The following is a 20,820-nucleotide window of genomic DNA, read 5'->3' on the forward strand; positions in this document are numbered from 1 at the left end:
AGATGCACGCCCGTCGGCAGTGCGGCCCGCCACACCGGCGAGCCCACGGCGAGCCACAACAGGAGTCCGTCCGCGCCGGAATCGACAACCCGCACGGGACACCGGGTGCTCAGGTGACCGCCGAGGAACAGGCTCAAGTGCAGTACACGTCCGGGTTTCATCTGCATGCGGATCCTGGTGTCAGTGGGAGGAACGGACTCGCCGTCCGATGCACCGAGGGTCAACGCCGCGCAAGGAGCCCTGCCGCGTTCTGCAGGACGTACCGTGCCACGTTCGTGCCGAGCGTGATCCCCGCCTCGTCGGCCGACCTCGTGTGGATGCCGGAGAAGACCCGGGCGTCGACGTTCTCGTCCGAGAGCTGCTTCCAGGTGGTGTAGGTCCGGGTCACGCCCGGCGCGGTGGAGCTGGTCAGTGTGAACGGGGCTGAGCGCGGGCCTGTGAGCGCCGACAGGACGGTCTGCGCGGCGCCCGCGTAGGTGTTGTGGCCGCTCGGGTAGTCCGGGTGCGCGGGGGTGGTGTGCAGCGGCGTCCACTCGGGGTCGGGGTCGATGGTGCCGGTGCGGATCGCGGTGACGGGACGCCAGCGTTCGTAGGCGTACTTGCTGTCGGACGTGGCGATCTGCGTGTCCACCAGGGCCACATGGAACAGCGCGACCAGTCGCGCCTGCCCGGCGATCCCCTCATCCGTGCGCGAGAGCGCCACACGCAGCGGTTCGGTGTAGAGGGTGAGGGAGGAGCCGAGCCAGAAGGTGGCTGTCTCGGTCTGGCGGGCGCTGCGCACCGCGCTGTCGACGGCGCCGTAGGCGCGCACCTCCGCGAGGTCGGCGGCGTAGCGCTCGGAGTCCAGAGCGGGCGGCGGGGCGAGCCGGAACTGGCTCTGCGTCCTCAGCAGGAACGGCTTGGCGAGACGGTTGCCGTACTGGGCCGCCGGCGCGTACGCGGGCGGCGTCGGCTGCCACACACCCGGCGCCGCGGGCTTCACCGGATAGGGCGCGTTGACCGAGGCGGGATCGAGACCGTCGCCCTGCCTCGACGCGAGGACGAGGTCCGCCTGCCGCTCTCCCGCCGCGATGCCCCGCTCCTCGGCCGGGCCGTCGGGAATCGCGTCGAGGGTCTCTTTGAACGTCGCGTCGAGCTGCTCCGTTCGGCTCGGGGCCAGCTTCACCAGCGCGTGGTGCACAGCCCCGGCGAGCGCCGCCTCCTGATACGCGTCACGCTGGACGCCCGCGGGCACGCTTCGGGTGGCCCTGGCCGCCGCGAGCCAACTAATGGCCCAGGTACGGCTGTTGGTGATCTGGGTGGATGCTCCGGCCGTCGCGATGGTCTCGGCTGTGGCGTCGTACCACGTGAGCGCCGTGGACGTACGGCCGGCCGCCGAGGCCTGCGGAACGGCGACGGAGGCGGTCAACAGGGTTGCCGCGCCGAGGACAACGAGGACGGGTCGGGTTCTGGACGAACTCACGTGTACTCCTTGGGTTTCGGTGGGGTGAGGGAGCCGACGGGGTGCGGCACCCGCGCCACGGAGGGTCAGGTCGTCTCCCTGGGGCGGGGGACCACGCCGGCGTGGTTCGCCGACGCGAGTGCCGACGGGCGGGTCGGCGTGGCTGCCCGGCGCAGCAGCGACAGCAGCAGGGCGGCGGCGAGCAGGCCGGCGCAGACGCAGGAGGCCAGTGCGTACCCGGCCCGGGGGTGGCTGCCGCCCGACGGACCGGAAGCGGCATGCAGATACACCGCGGGGACGGCGCTGAGGCAGACGGCCGCCGCGATGCGCTGGGCCATCTGCAGGATGCCGCCGCCCACTCCCGCGGCCTCTGGCGGAGCGTGCTGCAACACCTGGGCCTGGTTGGGTGAGACGGTGAGCCCTCCGGCGACGCCGGCCATCAACTGCGTTGCGGCCAGAGCGACGGGCAGCACCGCCGTCGACACGCAGAGCGCGACCGCCGCCCCCGCCAGGGCGGCACAGATGCCCAGGGTCAGACCGACGGGCACCGTGCGTGGTCCGATCCGCCGCACCAGCCGCCAGGCGAGGGCCGAGGAGATGCCCATCCCGACGGCCCCGGGAAGGGTGACCGCCGCCGTGAGCAGAGCGGACAGGCCGAGCCCTTCCTGCAGGAAGACGGTGAGCACGAGGAACGCGGTCAGTGAGGAGCCGAACTGGGCCATGGCGACGGCCGTGCCCAGCATGTACGGCTTCGACGAGGTCAGCGCCGGGTGCAGCAGCGGCGGACGGCCCCGTCGAACCCGCAGGCGTTGGTGCACGGCGAACACGGCTGCCAGCGCGCACACCGCAGTGCCCCACTGGAGCGCCTCTCCCCCACTGTCCGGGGTGCGGATGAAGGGCACCATCAGTGTCAGCGTGCAGCCGCAGAGCAGAGCGAGGCCGAGGACGTCCAGCCGGGAGTCGTGGGCGGTGCGCCGCGGCGGGGGCAGCCAGCGGGCCGCGAGGATCAGGGTGAGCGCGGCGCACGGTGAGCTCAGCAACAGGCAGCACCGCCAGCCCGCCTCGGGGCCGAGTCCGGCGACGAGCGCACCGCCGAGGGGCGAGCCGAGGGCCGTGGTAACGCCGCCGGTGACCGCGTACAGGCCCAGCGCACGGCCGCGGGCCACACCGCGGAAGACATCCTGAATGGTGCCGATCACCTGCGAGTTGACGATCCCGGCCGCGGCGCCCTGCACCAGCCGCGCACCGATCACAGTCCCCGGCCCTCCTCCGGTCGCGGCCGTCACCCCGGCCAGGAGGAAGACCGCCACCCCGGCCATGAAGAGACGCTTGCGGCCGTGCAGGTCACCGATGCTGCCCCCGGGCACGAGGGCCAGGCCGAAGGCCAGCGAGTACCCGGCCACGATCCACTGGACGTCCGCCCCGGTGGCCCCGATGGACTGGCGCATGCTCGGGACCGCGATGTTCAGGACGGCCTGGTCCAGCAGGGTCGTGGCGCCCGCGGCCATGCACACCAGCAGCACCCGTCGTGCGGCGCGATCTTCTCCCGGGAGCACTACGCCCGCCGGGACGGCCGCGGCAGGCCTAGGTGGTCACGCAGCGTACGACCCGTGTAGTGGGCACGGAACAGGCCGCGTCGGCGCAGCTCGGGGATCACGAGCTCGGCAAAGTCGCACGCCGAGGCGATCCTCTCCTCGGCCACGGCGGTGGTCGGGTTCGACAGCCGCGTGTAGGCGTGGGTGGTCAGGTCGGTCAGTTCGAAGGCCGCGGCGGCGTGCGCGGTGTCCCGGAAGACGCAGCTGGTGGCTGGGGGGATCGGCACGGCCCGGGCGCCGGTCGTGGGGTCGTGGACCGCACCGGAGTGGACCTGGCGTGTCTCGACAGCCCAGTTGGTCATCGTCCGGCCTCCCTCCCCCCGCTCTCGGCTTCGCTCGAGCGGGGCCCCACGGCCAGGACGTCGGACCACAAGCGCTCTGCGACCCGGGGATGCGAACGGAGCCAGCCGACGACCGCGTGCTCCCCGAAGGCGGCGAGGAGCGGGTTGTCCGGGGCCTCGGCTCAGCGCCGCCAGTTCCTCAGGGAGGTGCAGGGGCTCGACGACGGCGTCCAGGCGCGGGCCGAGGAAGAAGGGAATCGAGTAGCGGCGGACGCCCGACCGGGGACTCACGACCCGGTGCTGAGTGGCCTTCAGGTATCCCTGGGTGGCGATCTCCAGCATCTCGCCGATGTTGAACACGAAGGCGTCGGGCACCGGTACCGCGTCGATCCACTCGCCGTCCTCGCGCTGCACCTGGAGCCCGCCGACCTCGTCCTGCTGGAGCAGGGCGAGGTAGCCGTAGTCCTTGTGCGCGCCCACCCCTTGGTCGGCGTCCTCGGCGGCGGGCGGAGGATGGTGCACGATCTTCACGTGCACGGCCGCCTCGTCGTCGAACCACTGGTCGAAGTAGCCCTCGTCCTGTCCGAGCGCCGCCGCGAGCGCCCGCAGCACCTCACGGCTCACCCGCAGCGCTTCCGCCTGCCACCACAACACGATGTCCTTCAGCTCCGGCAGTGCGGACGGCCATTGATTGGGGCCGATCAGACGCAGGTAGTCGGGATCGTCCGGGCCGGTTTCAAGCGCCGTCCGCGCGGGGCCGATGTCCATCTGCTCCCGCCAGTCGGCGCTGCCCGCGGTGTATTCGATGCCGGTGCGCGTATAGCCCCGGAACTGAGGCGAGTTGAGGTTCTCGATCTCCAGCCGTTGCTCCTCCGGCAGCGCGAAGAAGTGGCGTGCCGCGCTCAGCACCTCCTCCCGCAGTGCTGCGGGGACGCCGTGCCCGGTGACGTAGAAGAAGCCCACCTCATGTGCGGCGAGGCGGAGTTCGGCGAGGAAGGCGTCGCGGTCGGCGTCCGGGGCGTGGAAGCGAGAGATGTCGATGGCAGGCAGGGCTGTGGACTGGGCCATGGGGGTTTCCTTCACGTCAGGGCGGACGCGTGCGCCTCACAACTGCGCCCGGAGAGCGGCTGTCTGAGGGCAAGAGAAAGCTGCAGGCAGAAAGAAGAAGAGCTTGATCGCGAGCCGTCGAACGGCGATCAGCAACAGACCTGGTCGAACTGATCGGCGCGGCGGCTCACCCAGAACGGGTCGAGCAGCACCGTGTGCGCCGGGCCAGTGGTCTTCATGGCCGGATCAAAGCACAACGGGAAAGATGCGTCCACCACGCGTCCCAGCGGATGAGATGCCCCTCCGTCATGGTCGACCTTGGCACTCACAGGGGCGAGCGACGTACGTTGAACGGGAAAGTTCCTGACAGGTAGAGGCCTTGATGCACGTACTGGGCGCGGCACCGCGCGGTGCGTGCACCGGTGCGCGGTGTGTGAACGGCCTTGTGCTGTTCGCGAACCTGGTCGGACAGGCGGCCGGTGGCCCGCGGCCCGGCGGGAGCCAGGGCGAGGTCCAGCCCTTCCAGCGCCGCGGCAGCCGCGGCAGTGGTGGTGTCCTGGGGCTCGCGCAGCAGAGCACGGTGCTGGACGACGGTCTTGTCGACGGCCTCGGCGAGGTTCGACCAGATGTGCCACCGATCGGCAACGTGCACCGCGTCCGGGGCGCCGAGGCGTCCGGCCTCGGCGTAAGCGGTGGAACGGTCTCTGCAGATCACCTCGACACCGGGATGCTCGGCGATCCACCGGGCCGCAGTCGCAGTGGTGCGGTCCGGCAGCAGGTCGACGGGTTGGTGTGTCTCGATGTCCAGCAGGATGGTGCCGTAGTTGTGCCCCTTGCGCAGCGCGAAGTCGTCGACCCCGAGCACCCGTGGTGTCGACGTCCCGGGGTCCTGCAGGCGACGGATCAGTCGTAACAGGGTCGAGCGGCTCACCTTGGCCGCCAGCGCGTGGGCCAGGCGGGAACCGGCCCGGCCGGCCAGCATCACCGTCACCCGTTCCAGCACTGTCTGCAGCCCGGCACTGCGTCTGCCGTGCCTGAACGTCAGCCCGTCGACCTGCTCGGCGAACGTCGCCTGCTAGTAACCCTGTTGAGAGCAGCGAAACCGCCGGACCTGTTACTCGATCAGCGCCGGACGGCCGCCGACCGCGCTGTCGGCAAGCCGGCGTACATACCGGCTGTCCACCCGCACCGACGCCGTTCCACACGCCGGACACGCAGCCCGCTCCGCAGCCGTCCGGGCCGCACGACCACCGACTCGCCCTTGGATATGACACTTTCGACCACAACACCTTCGACCTGGTGGAACCACAGGTCCTGGAGGAGTACATCAGCCACGGCCGTTCATGATCGCGGTTGTGGTGACCCCCCGTGGCTCCATCACTGAAAGTGATGGAGCCAGCGTTCAGCCGCCGCCGACACCGGGCCCGGTGAGCGAAACGGGGAGGTGTACGCGAGGAACCGGTGTTGTTACGCCTCTCGATAGCGTGCCAGCTCACTCAATCCGGTGAAGTTGCTGCTGATGCCTCAGCCCGTGCGCGGAGCAGGCGCTTCGTCACGGGTACGAGCCCGAGCGATCACGAAACGACCTGTCGCGTCGACGGCGACAACTGCTCACACCTGCCAAGTGTGGTAAAAGATAAAGAAGTTCGACCCACAACAGGAGCATGCCCAGGGCCGGGCAGTTCGTGTCCTGAGCCCCCTGGTGATCACCGGCTACGAGAATCTTGCCAGAGACACGTTCAGGAGTACGCGGACGAGCATGGCCGCGATCCGCGCGTCGAACGTCTTGACCGTGGCCTGGAGACGGTCGATCTCCTCCAGGCGGTAAAGTTGGCGCTGGTCAGAGGTCGAGCACGAGACGCTCCGACATGGCTCGGCTGACGCAGATCATCATGGTGCTGTTGCGCCCGTGTTCATTCGCGCCCAGGACCTCGTCGCGGTGGTCGGGAGTGCCGTCGAGGACCCGGGTCTCGCATGTTCCGCAGTAGCCTTCCTCGCAGGAGAAGGGCACGTCGGTCCGGATTTCCCGAACCGCGTCAAGAATCGTCCGGTCGGCGGGGACCATGATGGTCGTACCGGACTGGGCGAGTTGGACCTCGATGGGACTGTCCGCGCCGGTGCATGGGGGAGGTGCGTCGGGATCTGCAGAGAAGCGTTCGATGCGGACGTCGAGGTCCTTGTCGGCCTCGGTACAGACCGTTCTCACGTCGGCGATGAGCGACGGCGGGCCGCAGCAGTAGACCGCCGTTCCCTCCGGGAAACGGCGGACCAACGCCGCCAGGTCGGGTCGGCCCTCCTTGTCGGTCTGGGCGATCGTGACGCGCTGAGCGTTGAGGTCCCGGAGTTCGTCGACGAAGGGCATGCTTCCGCGATGCCCGCAGTACAGGACATGCCAGTCCTGTCCAGAGCGTTCGAGCGATCGCGCCATGGCAAGGATCGGCGTGATGCCGATGCCTCCGGCGATGAGGAGGTGCTGCGCGGCCTCAGTCAGGGGGAAGTGGTTTCGTGGGCCGCGGACGGTCAACTCCCGTCCCACCAGGGCCGTGGTGTGGATCTCGTGTGAACTGCCCCGCCCTGCGGGTTCGTGCAGGACGGCCACGGTGTAGCTCGTCTTGTCCTGATTGTCCCCGCACAAGGAGTACTGCCGGACCCTTCCAGAGGGCAGGACAAGGTCGAGGTGCGCTCCGGGTTCCCATGGCGGAACGGTTCCTCCAGCAGGATCGACGAAGGTCAGCGTAACCACAAGCGGTGTCTCGGCACGGATCTGCTTGACCAACAGGGTTCTACTCGTGCCGGGTTCTGAAGAGATGTCAGGCATGGTTGTTTCACTCTTTTCGCTGCACACTGTGCGACGGTGGGCGCTCAGAAGAGGTCGAAGTACTCGTTGTGCTCCCAGTCAGTGACTGCGGCGTTGAACCTGGCTAGTTCGTGGCTTTTAATGCCGACGTAGTACTCGATGAACTGCTTGCCGAAGGCCTGCGCGAACTCGGTGTCGGCGACGAGGGCTTCAAGGGCCTCTCCCAGCGTCGCGGGCAGTCGCGGTGCCTCTGTCTCGTATGGTTCGTCGGCCGCCGGCCCGAGTTCCCAGCGCTGTTCGATGCCGTTGAGGCCGGCGGTGAGTTGGGTGGCGATGTAGAGGTAGGGGTTGGCGGTGGGTTCGCCGACCCGGTTCTCAACGTGGCTCGAGCTGTCTTCGGCTGAGCCGCAAACGCGAAGCATCGCGGCTCTGTTGTCGCGCGCCCAGAGCACGCGATCCGGGGCCATGGAATACGACTGGAACCGTTTGTATCCGTTGATGGTCGGCACGGCGAAGACTGAGGCCGCGGCGGCATGCCGCAGCTGACCGGCCAGGTAGTGCTGCCCGACGTCGGACAGGACCGCGCCGGGCTTGTCGGGTACGAACGCGTTCTCTCCGTCCCGCTCGCCTGTGTGCAGCAGTGACTGGTGGAGATGCCACCCACTGGAGAACACGCGAGGGATCTTCGGCCGGCACATGAAGGTCACTCGGTAGCCATGGCGGCGCGCGATCTGCTTCAGGGCGCTGCGTAGCAGCATCACCGTGTCGGCGGCTTGCACACCGGTCTCGGGGCTGAGCGTCACCTCAAGTTGGCTGGGGCCGAACTCGACTTCGAAGGTCCGTACTGGGACGCCGAGACGTTGCAAATAATCACCGAAGATCGTGACGATCGGCGCGATGGAGTCGATCCGATCCTCCGACAGCAACTGGTAGCCGGAGTTGAGCAGTCCGAGCTCGTCCGAGCTGGTGTGCGCAGTCCCGTCCGGTGCGGCGGCACGGAAGAGATGAAATTCGAGTTCCGCACCGGTCAGCACGTTGTAGCCAAGATCGGCCGCCCGCTGGACGGTTCGCCGAAGCAGACTCCGGCTGCAGAGAGGGACAGACTGCCCATTGGTGAAGTACAGGTCGCACAGCAGCCAGCCATTGTTTCCCGCCCAGTCCAGCACCCGGAACGTGCTGGGATCTGGGACCATGACCATGTCACCGGCCCCGGCCATCTCGGCGATGCCGCAGCCACCATCCGGCGAGAACGCCTGGTAGACGGTGGTACCGGAGGTGTCCTTGGACAGAAGGGTGGACACCACGGTGAGGCCGCTCCGAAGGACGGATTCCAGTTCGGCGGCAGCTATGGTCTTCCCGCGCAGCAGTCCGTGCTGGTCCGCGAAGACGACGCGGACGAAGTTCAGGTTGTCCCGCTCGACGCGCCTGACGATCTCGGCTGCCGCGCGCGCCTGGTCGTCGGAGTACAGGCCGTACCGTTCGATGAATCCCATGGCGTACTCATTCCGAGTGATTCGGGAGGGGGGGCAGGAGTTCGTCGTCAGGCTCTGGCGGCGAGAGCCCAACTCCTGCTGGACCACTGGCTCGGGCTGCGTCGGAATCCTGCGCCCAGGGACTGGCGCGGCGCAGGCTGTCGATCGCCTCGGTCCAAAACGTCTCCCACTCCCCCGTCGGGCCGATCCCGTCGAGCGGGATCGGCCCCCTGCTTTCGACGTCGGCCGTGTCATGCAGGAGCACATCCGGACTCTTGCCCTCGGCGACCGCGTCGATGGAGGCCAGAAGCATCCGGCGGTAGGTCACGATGGCTTTGTCTGAGCGGCTCAGGTGCTCGCGAGTGCGGTCGTGAATGAGTCCCTGGCCCTCGACGGCCATCTGGTCGTGCACGTTGATGTCGTGACCCAGGCCGGTGTAAGTGGTAGTGCGCTGCTCCTCGGGATCGAACATGTACCGATTGCCCCGATTCCGCACGGGCTTGTAGTCTGGCAACGTGATGCCGTCGAGTCGCTGCTCGCGCATCTTCTCCCGGTCCACCGGCTCATCCAAGCTCGTGAACATCGCGTACCAGTAGCAGGAGACGTCGTCGACCGGAACGTGCCACTGAGTGATAGCCATCGAGGCGCTCAGCGGGATAGTGATGCCGTGCGGGAAGACCTGGTGCGTGATGCGGACATGGGTGGCGCTGCCGTCGTGGTCCTCGCCGTCGATCTTACGGAGGGCCACGATGCGCTGGCCGTACTCGGTGCGGGCGTTGAGGATCTCAGGTCGGCCGTACTCCCGCAGGATCTTCGTCATCGGAAGGTTGGTTCCGAGTGAGACGTTGCGGAATTGCTTGCCATAAGCGTCGCCGGAATCGTCATCCTCTTCGAATCGGTGCAGATAGGAGGCGTGGGCTGGGTCGATGCCGACCTCGAGTGCCTGCAGCCAGTTGCAATCGAGGAAGCCCTTGAAAGCGAAGGTGTACTCCGCGGGGGCCAGGAAGCAGTCGAGTGCTGGAAGGCTCGGAGGCTGACCGGGGCCGAGGTAGCCCCACACGATGCCGTTGCACTCGCGCGCGGGGTAAGACTTGATGTGCACCTTCGATGCCAGTGTGCTCCCCACTGGCTCCGCGGGCGTCTCCAGACAGCCGCCGGCCCCGTCGAACAGCCATCCATGGAAGTAGCAGCGCAGGCCGCCGTCCTCCAGCCTGCCGAGCGAGAGGTCCGCGCCTCGGTGCGGACAGCGCCGCTCGATCAGGGCCAGGGAACCGTCCTCGGCGCGAAACAGAACCAGGTCTTCACCGAGCAGCTTGACCGACACGACCGGGCGCGGGCCTGTCAGCTCTTCCGCCAGCGCGACCGGCTGCCAGTAGAGCCGCATCCAGTTACCGGCCGGCGTTCCCGGGCCCGTCTCGGTCATTTTCTTATTCTCGTGTGGTAGCATCCAAACTCCAGCGTTCGATTACCGCACATAAGTTCAAAATTTGCCCGAGTGGAGAGTACGACCAGACAGGGGATTGCGCAATGGCCCGACTCAATGACGCACACGCCGACACGCGGCGCCAACGGAAACTGGCGAGCGCTGCCAACCCGGCGGACTTCTCCGAAGCTCTCGCGCGCGGCCTCGCCATCGTCGCGGCCTTCGGAGTGGAACGGAAACGCCTGACACAGGCGGACCTGGCACGCGAACTCGGCCTATCCCGGGCAACGGTCCGCCGCGCGGTGCTCACCTTGGAACATCTCGGATACTTGTCGGCCGACGGACGCGCCTACGAGCTGACACCGCAGGTCCTACGACTCGCAGAGGGTTATCTGACATCGAACATGATCAGTACTATCGTCCAGCCAGTTTGCGAGCGCATCTGCGAAGACTTCAAGGCCTCGTCCGGTGTGGCCGTCCTCGATGGAGCCGACGCCGTCATGGTTGCCCGCGCTGTACGCCAGTCGCTGCTTAGCCTCGGAAGCGGAGTCGGTTACCGCGTGCCCGCGCACAGCTCGGCGTTGGGCAAGGTCCTACTGGCCCACCTCACCCCCTTCCCAGTCGCCTCACAGAGTGGGGTCGCGGACACCAAGACTCTGGAAGACAAGACTCTGGAAGAGACGCGACAGGCCGGATACTGTTACGTCGCAAACGACGTCCAGGCAGGGTTCCACTCGATAGCTGTACCGATCAAGCGCTGGGACGGCCGCGTCGTAGCCGCACTGAATGTAGGTGCAACCATAGAGCAGCTCCCCCCCGAAGAGATGTTCGGAAAGGTCCTCGAGACACTTCGCCAGAGCGCCGAAGGCCTCCGACAGCAACTCCTTTGACCTGCTAATCCGTAGCTGTCTGCGGGAACCGGGGGCCGACCTACCATGAGAACTATCAAGTAGACACCCGGCGAGGTGGCGCCGTCATGGCAATCTCCCGAAGCATTGACGCCAACGCGACTGCGAGGCTGCTCGACGGCGCTGCGCATATGGCGCTGGCGTTGCTCGACGCAAGCGGTACGGTCATCGGCTGGACGGAGGGCGCACATCGGCTCCTCGGCTATACAACCAAGGAAATATTGAACCGCTCCGCGGCCTACTTGCTCGCGACCCCCGAAGGGAATGGGTCGGCGGCCGAGGTGTTCGGGCAGTTCTGCGCGGGCAAGGCCTGGCGGGGCGTGTTGGAGGTGCGGCACAGTGACGGCCGAGAGCTGCACTTGACCGTGCACATCTCACCGGTCGTCGGTGACGACGGGACCAGGCACTGGGTGGTTTTGGCTCAGGACGAGCGGCTGACGCCGTACTCCGACCTGGGCGGGCCGATGTTCGCTCCGCTTCTCTCCCACTCACCAATCGGCGTAGCCGTGCTGGGGCCGGATCTACGCTGCATCTGGGCAAACGAAGCATTGACGTACGGCGGTGCCGTCCCGCTCGAACGGCGGCTGGGCCGGCGGCTCGGAGAGTTGTTCCCTCACATGGAGATCGACGTTCTCGAAGGAACGATGCGCAAGGTACTGGACACTGGAGAGCCAGTGCTGAACTTCGAGTACCTCGGCCGAAGCCCCGTGGATCCAGAAAGAAGGCACGCATGGTGGATGTGCTTCTTCCGGCTGCAGGACGCGGCAGGCCATGTGCTGGGCGTGTGGTACATGGTCATGGACATCACCGAACAATGGCGTGCCCGGGAACGAATGACCCTGCTCAACGAGGCCAGTGCACGGATCGGCAGCACCCTGGACATTGCTGTGACCACGCAGGAGCTGGCCGATATCGCCGTACCCCGTTTCGCCGATCTGGTCGCGGTGGACCTGCTGGAGTCGGTATTGCTCGGCAAGGAACTGTTCCCCGGACCGCCCAACGGCAGCGTTGCCCTTCGGCGAACAGGGGAGCAATCGATCCCTGACGTAGTTCAGGCAGCCGCCGTGCGGACTGGGGAAACCGTCGCCGACCCGTCGCCATCCGCCGTCCTCTGCCTGATGAATGGTCGAAGTACCACGGAATCCGTCGCGAACCGCTCCGCCCCCGAGACATCCAACGACTCGACCGTAGGAAGCAACGCAGGTTCCACTCCGCATTCATCACTCTTCGTACCCGTTTGCGCGCGGGGGGTTACGCTAGGTGTGGCACACTTCGCCCGGTCTAAGCGCCCGGAACCGTTCGATGAAGAGGATGTGACTCTGGCTGAGGATCTTGTCACCCGGGCAGCCGTGTGCGTGGACAACGCCCGCCGCTTCACGCGCGAGCGGACGGCGGCCCTGACTCTGCAGCGCAGCCTTCTGCCACGCGCATTGGCCGGAGGGACAGCACTCGACGTGTCGTGGCGCTATCTGCCCGCGTGCGCCACGAGCGGGGTGGGGGGCGACTGGTTTGACGTGATCCCGCTCTCTGGCGCCCGTGTCGCCATGGTCGTGGGGGACGTCGTCGGGCACGGGACGACCGCGGCCGCCACGATGGGACGCCTCCGCACGGCTGTGCGTACACTCGCCGACCTGGACCTGCCTCCGGAAGAGGTGCTGGCTCATCTGGATGACCTGGTGATCAGCCTTGTGGAGCAGGAGGAGAATTCGGGAACAGACGAAGAGGAGTCGGATGCTGCCACCGCGGTCCTGGGCTCCACCTGCCTTTATGCCGTCTACGATCCGGTCACCCAGCGATGCACGGTGGCCCGCGCCGCCCATCCTCCACCCGTCATCGTGCGGCCCGGTGACTCGGCAGTCATCCCTGATCTCCCTGCGGGGCCCCCGCTCGGCCTCGGGGCCCTGCCTTTCGAGTCCGCTGAGCTGGAACTCCCCGAAGGCAGTCTCCTGGCCCTCTACACCGACGGCCTCATCCAGAACAGGAACCAGGATGTCGAAGCGGCGCTCACCTGCCTCGGCGAGGTGGTGGCCGGGCCCGACGCGACTTTGGAGGGCATCTGCGAAGACGCGATCGGGAGACTACTGGATGGACCGCAGAACGACGACATCGCGCTGATCGTCGCCCGGACAAGAGCCCTGGGCGATGACCAGGTCGCCTCATGGGACGTGCCCACCGTCCCCGCTTTCGTCTCCACCACCCGCGATCTCGTGACCCATCAGCTCAGCGAGTGGGGGCTGGACGAGCTGGCGTTCACCACAGAACTCATCGTAAGCGAACTGGTCACCAACGCCATCCGTTACGGTTCCGGCCCCATCCGCCTGAGATTGATCCGGCAGAACGTCCTGATCTGTGAGGTCTCAGACGCCAGCAGTACCTCTCCCCGGCTACGTCACGCACGTACCTATGATGAAGGAGGGCGCGGCCTGTTCCTCGTCGCACGCCTCTCTCGTCGGTGGGGCACGCGCTACACGACGGGCGGTAAAACCATCTGGGCAGAGCAGAGCACCGACACTGCCGCGGGAGCGGCACTCTTGGAAAGCGACTTCCTCGGGTCAAACTCTGATGTCGGAGGGTCCCACCGAGCCGACCTGTAGCAACGACGTGCTGCGGCCCAGGAATGCCGGCTCCGACACCGCCACCGACCACAGCGTGGCCGCGAAGCTGACCCTGTCACGGCTACCGCAGAAGCACCGAAGCGCACGGCACACACTGATTGTCGCCCTACGCGTGAACGCGGCCAGTCACGTACGAATGAAAAGGGACGCTTGTTGATGCGGCGAGTCCTGTTGCTCGACACCCTGCTACTGAGGCGTCCCCCAGAGTGTCAATCCCCTCGCACCAGGCCTTGGTCATGGTCCTCGGTCGAGACTGGTGAGGTCGTCGGGCTCGCGGTGGCATGAGGGGCAGCGGTGCAGGGAGGCGATCAACGCGGGGCAGGTCAGCGGGGTGGAGTGGCAAGGCGAGGCTCCTGGTCGTTGCGCCGGTGTTCTCTACGCACCACGCATCGCCCGAGGAGCCTCGCTTGGTCCCGTATCGTGCCACGGTCGACGTCCCGTATGAGCTGGTCGAGCACGTCTCGTGGCTCATCCATGCCCGAAGGTGTGAACGCGGCACGTGGTGGCGCAAGTTGGGCTGTTTCCCACAGGCCCTGCCGGCGCTGGTGCACCTGCGCAAGAGCGAGACGCTGCCCGCTCTCCCGGCTGGGCTCGGCGTCTCAACCACGACCGCGCGGCGGTATGTCGACGAGACCCTCCAGGTGCTGGCCTCCTGGCCGCCTGGCCTGCACGAGTCCCTCGTCGGCCTGGGCGAGGGTGACTTCGCCATCGTCGACGGCACGCTCATCCCGATCGACCGGGTCGCCGCGGACGAGCCGTACTCCTCGCAGAAACACAAGCAGCACGGCATGAACGTGCAGGTCATCGCCCGATCGGACGGCCACACCCCTGTGGTTCTCCCGCGCGATGCCCGGCCGCACACACGACCTGACCGCGGCCCGCGCCCACGGCATCATCCAGGCCTGCCTCACCCGGCACATCCTCGTCCTCGCGGACCGCGCCTACCAGGAGGCCGGCGCCACCGTCCACACCCCGTACCACCACCACCGCGAACAACCCGAGCACCACCAGCAGTTCAACCGCGACCACGCCCGACTCCGCGCCCCCGGCGAACGCGCCTTCGCGCAGCTGAAGACCTGGCGGCTACTGCGGCGAGCCCGCTGTTCCACCCGCCGTATCGCAACCGCGGTCAAGGCCGCCCGCACCCTGATGACCTGCACGTATTCAGGATGAAAACGGTTCACTGACCCTCAACAACCAAGATCAGTCGTTGATTGGACAGACCGCCCGGACCGCCTGCCCTCCCGAAGATTGATTTCCCGTTCAGCGGGCTTGGGCCAGCTGCTCGACCCGGTCGTGCACGTATTGGACGTGGAACTCTGACTCCGGCTTCATCAGGACGCTGCGGAGAATCCGGGCGCCGTCGGCGTCTGCTGTGATCTTTGGGTGGCGGGCGGCAAAAGCCTCGTGGTCAGCTTTAAAGGTGCTGAGGTAGATGGGGTCGGAGCTGGTCATGCCGTCGGCGAGGATGCGGGCGGAGGCTGCGTCGATGCCTGTGAGGGTCGAGGGGGCGACAGCAGGGAAGTAGGTGACGATGTCCAGTTGGGGTCGCTGGTAGAGCTCCAGGGCGTCGGATGCCTCGATCAGGTCCGCCCATTTGAGCGCCGCTCGCCGGCCGGCTGCCAAGACCTCGCCCAGGCCGTCGGGGGTGGGCGGCAGGAGCTGGAGGGTGAACCACAGAGCGGCCGCAGAAGCTCCGGCGCGGGAGCATTCCAGGCTGATCTCGCCGAGGTGGAGTTCGGTGGAGGTGAAGTAGGTGTAGGGCGAGTCGTGAAGGTAGAAGCGGCCGACTTCGGGATCGCGGAAGAGGACGGCTCCGCAGCCGTAGGGCTGGAGGCCGTGCTTGTGCGGGTCCACGACGATCGAGTCTGCCTGTGCGATGGCCTGCCAGGGCTCAGGCGGCAGGGCCTCGGGGCCGTCGGCGCCCGCGAGGAGGGTGAAGAAGCCACCGTAGGCGGCGTCGACGTGGATTCGGACGCCATAGCGCTCGGCGAGGGGCAGGGCCTCGTGGACGGGGTCGACGGCACCCAGTCCGGTGGTGCCGGCGGTGAGGACGACGGTGCCCACCTCCCCGGTGCGCAATACCTCCTCCAGCGCGTCGAGGTCCATGCGGCCCATGCTGTCGGTGCGGACCGGGTGACTCCTTATGCCCAGGACATGGCACATGCGGCCGTGAGTGTAGTGGGCGTCGGCACTGTGGGCGATGCCCCGGCCGGGGTGGAGTTCACGGGCGACGAAGAGGGCTTCGAGATTGGCGATTGTGCCGCTGGTGGTGAGGTGGCCGAGGTGGGTGTGGTAGCCGAACATGGCAGCAAGCCGCGCGACGGCCTCGCGTTCCATCGCGGCGGTGGCGGGGCCGCCGTCCAGGGCGTGGTTGTTGGGGTTGATCAACATAGCGGTGAGGTAGCCGACCACGGCGGCGGGGTGCGGGGGCTTGAGCATCTGGCCCGCGTAGTGCGGGTGAAAGAAGGGGTAGTTGTCCTTCAGCCTCCCGGTGAACTTTTCAAAGACTGCCGCGATGCGGTCGTCGTCCACCTGGAGAGACGGGTGGGGTTGGTAGGGGCCGAAGGTCTCGGCCCAATCCTGTATCGCGTCGGCGGCTCGGCCGAGCCAGTGCTGCAGATCCACTGCATCTCCCTCTCGCTCGCGGCTGTGCTCTCACTCTAGAGTTTCGTTGACTGATCAGCAATTGAGTAGTCAGCAATTGAGACGATGGTAGGTGAGGAGGCACTAAACTCGGCGACAATGAACGCCTCACCCCAGCACAACGAACAAGCCGCCGCCCGTGCCGCCAACAGTCGGCTCGTCCGGGATTTCGGACTGCTGATCAAGTCCGCCACCCGGCTGGAGCAGCACATCGACGGCGCTCTGCGGAAGGAGTGCGGGATCAGCCACACCATGCTGGAGGTGCTGATACGGCTCTGCCGCGAGCCCGGCGAGGAGGTTTCCCAGCGGCAGCTGGCCGACGACCTCACCCTCACCAGCAGCGGCACCACCCGCCTGATCGACCGCATGGAGGAAGCTGGTCTGGTCCACCGCGCACCGTCCACCGAGGATCGGAGGGTGGCCCTGGTGGAACCGACCCCCGAAGGACGTACAGCGTTCCTGCGTGCGGCGGTCGTCCACGCCCAGGTGGTGGAGAAGTACTTCGTCAAACCTCTGGCAGCCGACGACTACGCGCAGCTGACCGGCGCCCTGAGCGAGATCGACAAGGCACTTCGCGAAGGCACCCGGCGAGAGAGCGGGAGTGTCTGACTTGTTGAGTCGACCGCAGGCTCTCGGTCTGCAGCCGTAGCGTCCAGGGTGCCAGGCGGTCTTCTCGGGTGTAGCTTCCCCAAGGCCGGGTAGTTAGCGCTTTTGCAGGTCACGCAAGGCAGTTGACGAAACCACGACGCAGAGCAACGGAACTCGTCGGCACAGGCAGTCGACCAAGACAGCTTGTCCCGAAGGAGCTCCGTTGCCCGGTCATTGTGTCCTGCCACCGTCGCTGGCGACCGTCACCCATACGGTGACTGCGGCCGCGGGGCGGTTCGCGCCCGGCCATCTGGGAGAGCTGACGCCGTTCATGCCGTTCATGCCGTTCGAGCTGGTCGATACGGTCTTGTCGGAGACCCGGACCGTACTGCGCCGGCGAGCGCAACCGAGGCTGGCTGGGGCGCAGCCCGCACGGCGGGTATCCCCCAATCGAGCTGATGACGCTGGTCGAGACCGGCACCCGGTCCGTGATCGCGGCGGTCTTCGGCCCAACCCGAGAGGGCGAAACCTCCTATGCCACCCGGATGTTGCACCATCTGAACCCGGGGATGCCGATGCTGTGGGACCGGGGCTTCGACAGCAACGACTTCCTCACCGCCGTGCACGCCACCGGCGCACAGGTCCTGGGCCGCATCCGCCGGCGTCGCCGCCCACCGGCCCTGCAAACCCTCGCCGACTCCCCCTGCCTCTCGGCCATCGGCGGCGTCCCGGTGCGCATCATCGAGGCCCAGGTGAGCATCACCTGCACCGACGGCAGCGCATTCGAGGGCTCCTACCGTCTGGTGACCACACTCCTGGACGCCCACCGTTACCCCGCCGAACGCCTCGTACACCTGTATCACGAGCGCCGGGAGCACGAGAGCGCCTACTACGCCCTGCGCCACACCATCCTGCGTGGACGCGTCCTGCGCTCGCACGATCCCGTCGGCGTCGAGCAGGAGATGTGGGCCCTGCTCACCCTCTACCAGCTCCTGCGCCGCACCATGGTCCAGGCAGCTGAGCCCCGACCGGGCACCGATCCCGACCGCTGCGGCTTCACCGTTGCCCTTCAAACCGCCCGCGAACTGCTGGTCTGCGCGGAAGGAGTCGTCGAGCAGGGCATCGGAGAGATCGGCCGACGCGTCCTGTCGGCGCTGTCGCCCGCACGGCGGGCCCGTGTCAGCACCCGCAAGGTGAAGTCCCCACCTCCCGTCACGCGGAACGGAAGATGGACGGCCGCCCGGACACCAGCAAGGCCGTGACCTCGACGACGATCACGCTCCTGCCGCCGGTGCCGGAGCCCGCGCTACCCGCGACCACCGTCCCCCGGTATGTCGGCCCCGGCCAGACCAGCAGCCGCACGGCCCGCGTCCTGGCCATCCTGCAGGCAGAACCCGAACGGCTATGGCGCTCACGGGAGATCGCCGAGTTCCTCGGCGACGTCACCCTCGTCGCCACCTACCGACAACTCGCCCGCTGGACCGAGAAAGGAATGATCAAGAGGGTCCGCACGGGACGCTACGCGGCCATCACGCAGGAAACGACGCCCTTTGCGTGAGCTGCAAGAACGCTAACTACCCGGCCTAGGGGAACTTCAGGTAGGTCATGTCCCCGACCAGCTCACAAGACCTTGCCGGGGTTGAGAATGCCGAGCGGATCGAACACCGCGCGGATGTTTTGTTGCAGCTCAAGGCCTACGGGTCCGAGCTCGCGGGCGAGCCATGCCTTCTTGAGTAGGCCGACGCCGTGCTCGCCCGTGATGGTGCCGCCCAACGCCAGACCGAGCGTCATGATCGCGTCGAAGGCGTCGCGCGCGCGGGCGGTCGCCAACGGGTCTGCTGCATCGAACGCAACCACAGGATGCGTGTTGCCGTCTCCAGCGTGTGCGCACACGCCGATGGTGACCTCGAAGCGGTCAGCGATGGCCGCGACGCCCTCGACCATGGTGGCAAGCATCGATCTAGGTACCGCCACGTCGTCGATCAAGATCGCGCCGAGGCGCTCGAGAGCCGGCAGAGCCATACGCCGCGCCGCGAGCAACTGCGCGGATTCGGCCGCATCTGCGGCCGGGACAACCTCGGATGCACCATGCGCGTAACACACCGCGCCAACCGAGGCGAGGTCGGCGGCGGGGTCTGGGGAGTCGAAGCCGATTAGCAGCAGCGCTTCGGTCGACTCCGGCAGGCCCATGTGCGTAAGTGAGTTGACTGCCTGGACGGATGTCCGGTCCATGAGTTCCATGAGCGACGGTGTCCAGCCATCTGCCACCGCGCAGACGGCTTCGCAGGCCACCGCAACGGACGGGAACTCCGCAGCGAGTATCAGTTGCGTGGAAGGCGCCGGACGGAGGGCGAGCGTCGCACCGACGACGACACCGAGCGTGCCCTCGGACCCGACGAACAGGTGTGTGAGGTCGTAGCCTGCGACGCCTTTGGCTGTGCGCCGCCCTGTGTGCAGAAGTCGGCCGTCCGCGAGGACCACGTCGAGCCCCAGGACATACTCAGCCGTGACGCCGTATTTCACGCAGCAAAGGCCTCCCGCCCCGGTCGCGATGTTGCCCCCAATGGTGCAGGACTCCCAGCTTGACGGGTCCGGCGGGTAGAAAAGCCCGTGCTCGGCGCTGGCCCGAGACAGCGCGGCATTCACGACACCAGGCTCGACGGTGGCCGTCCGATTGACCGGGTCGATTTCGAGAATGCGGTCCATCTTCGTCAGCGACAACACAATGCAGCCATCCACGGCGTTGGCAGCGCCAGCGAGGCCGGTGCGTGCACCCTGCGCGACGACGGGCACTCGCAGGCGGGTGGCCACACGCATCACGTGCTGTACGTGCTCGATCGTCGTTGGGTGCACTACCGCCCGTGCAGTGCCTGCTTCGCAGAACCCTGCCATGTCGTTCCGGTAGGCGGCGAGGATATCGGGGTCGATGGCTACTGCACCGGCCGGGAGACCTTCAAGCAGCAGGCCGATCAGCTCGCCCTCCACGGTGTGCTCTCGGCGGTCCCCGGCCGTGGCGGAGTCCGGCGGGACTGCTGCCGCACGCAGATGCATTTGGTGAGCTCCTGACGCTCAGAGGTGATTGCAGGGGATCGTTCGACGCAATGCTTCACTCGGCGATTGTGCAGACCTGTGGCGATCGCCCGGCACTCGCCCACTCTCCCATGAGCTTGCACGGGGGCCGAGGTAGCGGAACATGTCGCGCACGACGAGACCAAGGGCGAGATCTTGTGTGGTTTCACGATGAAAGCGCGGCGCACACGGAGGATTTTTCACGTCGGTGGGACGATTCGCGCGGCATGAGCGAGGTGTCCTCGAACCGTGTCGTTGCTCACGCCCCTAAGAACAGCGTGTGATCGGCCGGCTGACCTGCGACAGACCAAGGCGATTGCGATGCAGGACAAGCCGGGCGTGGAGTCACTGCACGCTGACGCCTTGAGCCCGCCTGGACTTGACGCGGCGGACCTTCCGGAGGGAATGCACACGATGAACAACCTCACTCGCCGAGGCTTACTCGCTGCAGCCGGTGCGACCGCGCTGACGGGCGGTATCGCCGAGGCAGCCTCGGCGGTCGGCGCGCCCGACCGCCTGGCCGACAGCCCCTCCGGGGCCACCGACCCGCTGATCGCTGTGACGCCGTCTGGCGCGCTGCGTGGAGTGGACCAGGGCCAGAGTGTCGTCTGGCGAGGCATCCGGTACGCCGAACCGCCGACGGGGATCTGGCGGTTTACCGCCCCGCGGCCCGCACTGCCGTGGACGGGCGTGCGCGAAGCCACCGAATTCGGCCCGATCGCGATGCAGTTGGTCCTTCCTGGGCAGCCGAATCCGTCCAACCAAAGCGAGGACTGCTTGTTCCTCAATGTCTGGTCGGCCTGCACGCAAGGCAGCCGCCCCGTCATCGTATGGATTCACGGTGGCGGGTTCGTCTCTGGAGCGGGCAGCGACTATGACGGGACGGTCTACGCCGAACACGGTGTCGTCTTCGTGTCAATCAACTACCGCCTCCACGC

General features: G+C 67.2%; 15 protein-coding genes and 2 pseudogenes. 7 read left to right on the forward strand and 10 right to left on the reverse strand.

Features of this window, described 5'->3' with window-relative positions:
- Window positions 1-220: 220 nt before the first annotated feature.
- The 8 genes and pseudogenes from ACZ4MF_RS41145 to ACZ4MF_RS41180 all read right to left on the reverse strand — a co-directional run bounded on the left by ACZ4MF_RS41145 (window position 221) and on the right by ACZ4MF_RS41180 (window position 10,056).
- A complete protein-coding gene (locus ACZ4MF_RS41145; RefSeq protein WP_467498442.1) occupies window positions 221-1,462 on the reverse strand; it encodes a vanadium-dependent haloperoxidase in 1,242 nt (413 codons plus the stop codon).
- Between the two features lie 65 nt (window positions 1,463-1,527).
- On the reverse strand, window positions 1,528-2,949 hold the full coding sequence (locus ACZ4MF_RS41150; protein ID WP_467498444.1) for an MFS transporter: 1,422 nt from the start codon (window positions 2,947-2,949) through the stop codon (window positions 1,528-1,530).
- A gap of 47 nt (window positions 2,950-2,996) precedes the next feature.
- A complete protein-coding gene (locus tag ACZ4MF_RS41155; protein WP_467498446.1) occupies window positions 2,997-3,338 on the reverse strand; it encodes a PLP-dependent transferase in 342 nt (113 codons plus the stop codon).
- A pseudogene (locus ACZ4MF_RS41160) lies at window positions 3,335-4,385 on the reverse strand (isopenicillin N synthase family dioxygenase). Before ACZ4MF_RS41160 ends, ACZ4MF_RS41155 begins: the two are co-directional and overlap by 4 nt.
- Window positions 4,386-4,689: 304 nt before the next feature.
- The gene (locus ACZ4MF_RS41165) at window positions 4,690-5,367 is read right to left on the reverse strand and encodes an ISL3 family transposase (RefSeq protein ID WP_467498448.1); all 678 of its coding nucleotides are present in this window, start codon (window positions 5,365-5,367) and stop codon (window positions 4,690-4,692) included.
- An 837-nt stretch (window positions 5,368-6,204) separates the two neighbouring features.
- Window positions 6,205-7,182 carry a PDR/VanB family oxidoreductase gene (locus tag ACZ4MF_RS41170; RefSeq protein WP_467498450.1) on the reverse strand — a complete coding sequence of 326 codons (978 nt, stop codon included), beginning with the start codon at window positions 7,180-7,182 and terminating at the stop codon, window positions 6,205-6,207.
- Between the two features lie 44 nt (window positions 7,183-7,226).
- Window positions 7,227-8,654 carry a glutamine synthetase family protein gene (locus tag ACZ4MF_RS41175; protein WP_467498452.1) on the reverse strand — a complete coding sequence of 476 codons (1,428 nt, stop codon included), beginning with the start codon at window positions 8,652-8,654 and terminating at the stop codon, window positions 7,227-7,229.
- A 7-nt stretch (window positions 8,655-8,661) separates the two neighbouring features.
- Window positions 8,662-10,056, reverse strand: coding sequence for a Rieske 2Fe-2S domain-containing protein (locus ACZ4MF_RS41180; protein WP_467498454.1), 1,395 nt, complete (start codon window positions 10,054-10,056; stop codon window positions 8,662-8,664).
- A gap of 104 nt (window positions 10,057-10,160) precedes the next feature.
- Between ACZ4MF_RS41180 and ACZ4MF_RS41185 the strand changes: the two genes are divergently transcribed.
- The 3 genes and pseudogenes from ACZ4MF_RS41185 (at window position 10,161) to ACZ4MF_RS41195 (ending at window position 14,752) form a co-directional block, all read left to right on the forward strand.
- Window positions 10,161-10,946 (forward strand): IclR family transcriptional regulator domain-containing protein, encoded by a 786-nt coding sequence (locus ACZ4MF_RS41185; protein WP_467498456.1) that lies wholly within the window; start codon window positions 10,161-10,163, stop codon window positions 10,944-10,946.
- 86 nt (window positions 10,947-11,032) lie between these two features.
- Window positions 11,033-13,558, forward strand: a complete 2,526-nt coding sequence (locus tag ACZ4MF_RS41190) for a SpoIIE family protein phosphatase (RefSeq protein WP_467498458.1) — start codon at window positions 11,033-11,035, stop codon at window positions 13,556-13,558.
- A 389-nt stretch (window positions 13,559-13,947) separates the two neighbouring features.
- Window positions 13,948-14,752 (forward strand): annotated as a pseudogene (locus ACZ4MF_RS41195) (transposase family protein).
- Between the two features lie 90 nt (window positions 14,753-14,842).
- Here ACZ4MF_RS41195 and ACZ4MF_RS41200 read toward each other — a convergent pair.
- Window positions 14,843-16,207 carry a pyridoxal phosphate-dependent decarboxylase family protein gene (locus tag ACZ4MF_RS41200; RefSeq protein ID WP_467498460.1) on the reverse strand — a complete coding sequence of 455 codons (1,365 nt, stop codon included), beginning with the start codon at window positions 16,205-16,207 and terminating at the stop codon, window positions 14,843-14,845.
- Window positions 16,208-16,324: 117 nt separating this feature from the next.
- Between ACZ4MF_RS41200 and ACZ4MF_RS41205 the strand changes: the two genes are divergently transcribed.
- From ACZ4MF_RS41205 to ACZ4MF_RS41215, 3 genes are all read left to right on the forward strand, one after another.
- On the forward strand, window positions 16,325-16,834 hold the full coding sequence (locus ACZ4MF_RS41205) for a MarR family winged helix-turn-helix transcriptional regulator (RefSeq protein ID WP_467498462.1): 510 nt from the start codon (window positions 16,325-16,327) through the stop codon (window positions 16,832-16,834).
- A gap of 428 nt (window positions 16,835-17,262) precedes the next feature.
- Entirely contained in the window at window positions 17,263-18,075 is an 813-nt protein-coding gene (locus tag ACZ4MF_RS41210; RefSeq protein ID WP_467498470.1) for a transposase, read from the forward strand.
- Window positions 18,072-18,371, forward strand: a complete 300-nt coding sequence (locus ACZ4MF_RS41215; RefSeq protein ID WP_467498464.1) for a hypothetical protein — start codon at window positions 18,072-18,074, stop codon at window positions 18,369-18,371. The genes ACZ4MF_RS41210 and ACZ4MF_RS41215 overlap by 4 nt, the downstream gene beginning before the upstream one ends.
- Before the next feature lie 62 nt (window positions 18,372-18,433).
- On the opposite strand, the gene ACZ4MF_RS41220 is transcribed toward ACZ4MF_RS41215, so the two are convergent.
- On the reverse strand, window positions 18,434-19,864 hold the full coding sequence (locus ACZ4MF_RS41220) for an FAD-binding oxidoreductase (protein WP_467498466.1): 1,431 nt from the start codon (window positions 19,862-19,864) through the stop codon (window positions 18,434-18,436).
- Between the two features lie 339 nt (window positions 19,865-20,203).
- Between ACZ4MF_RS41220 and ACZ4MF_RS41225 the strand changes: the two genes are divergently transcribed.
- Window positions 20,204-20,820: carboxylesterase family protein (locus tag ACZ4MF_RS41225; protein ID WP_467498468.1), on the forward strand; the 617-nt coding region annotated here is incomplete at its 3' end.

Source organism: Streptomyces sp. NPDC025793, assembly GCF_055558375.1.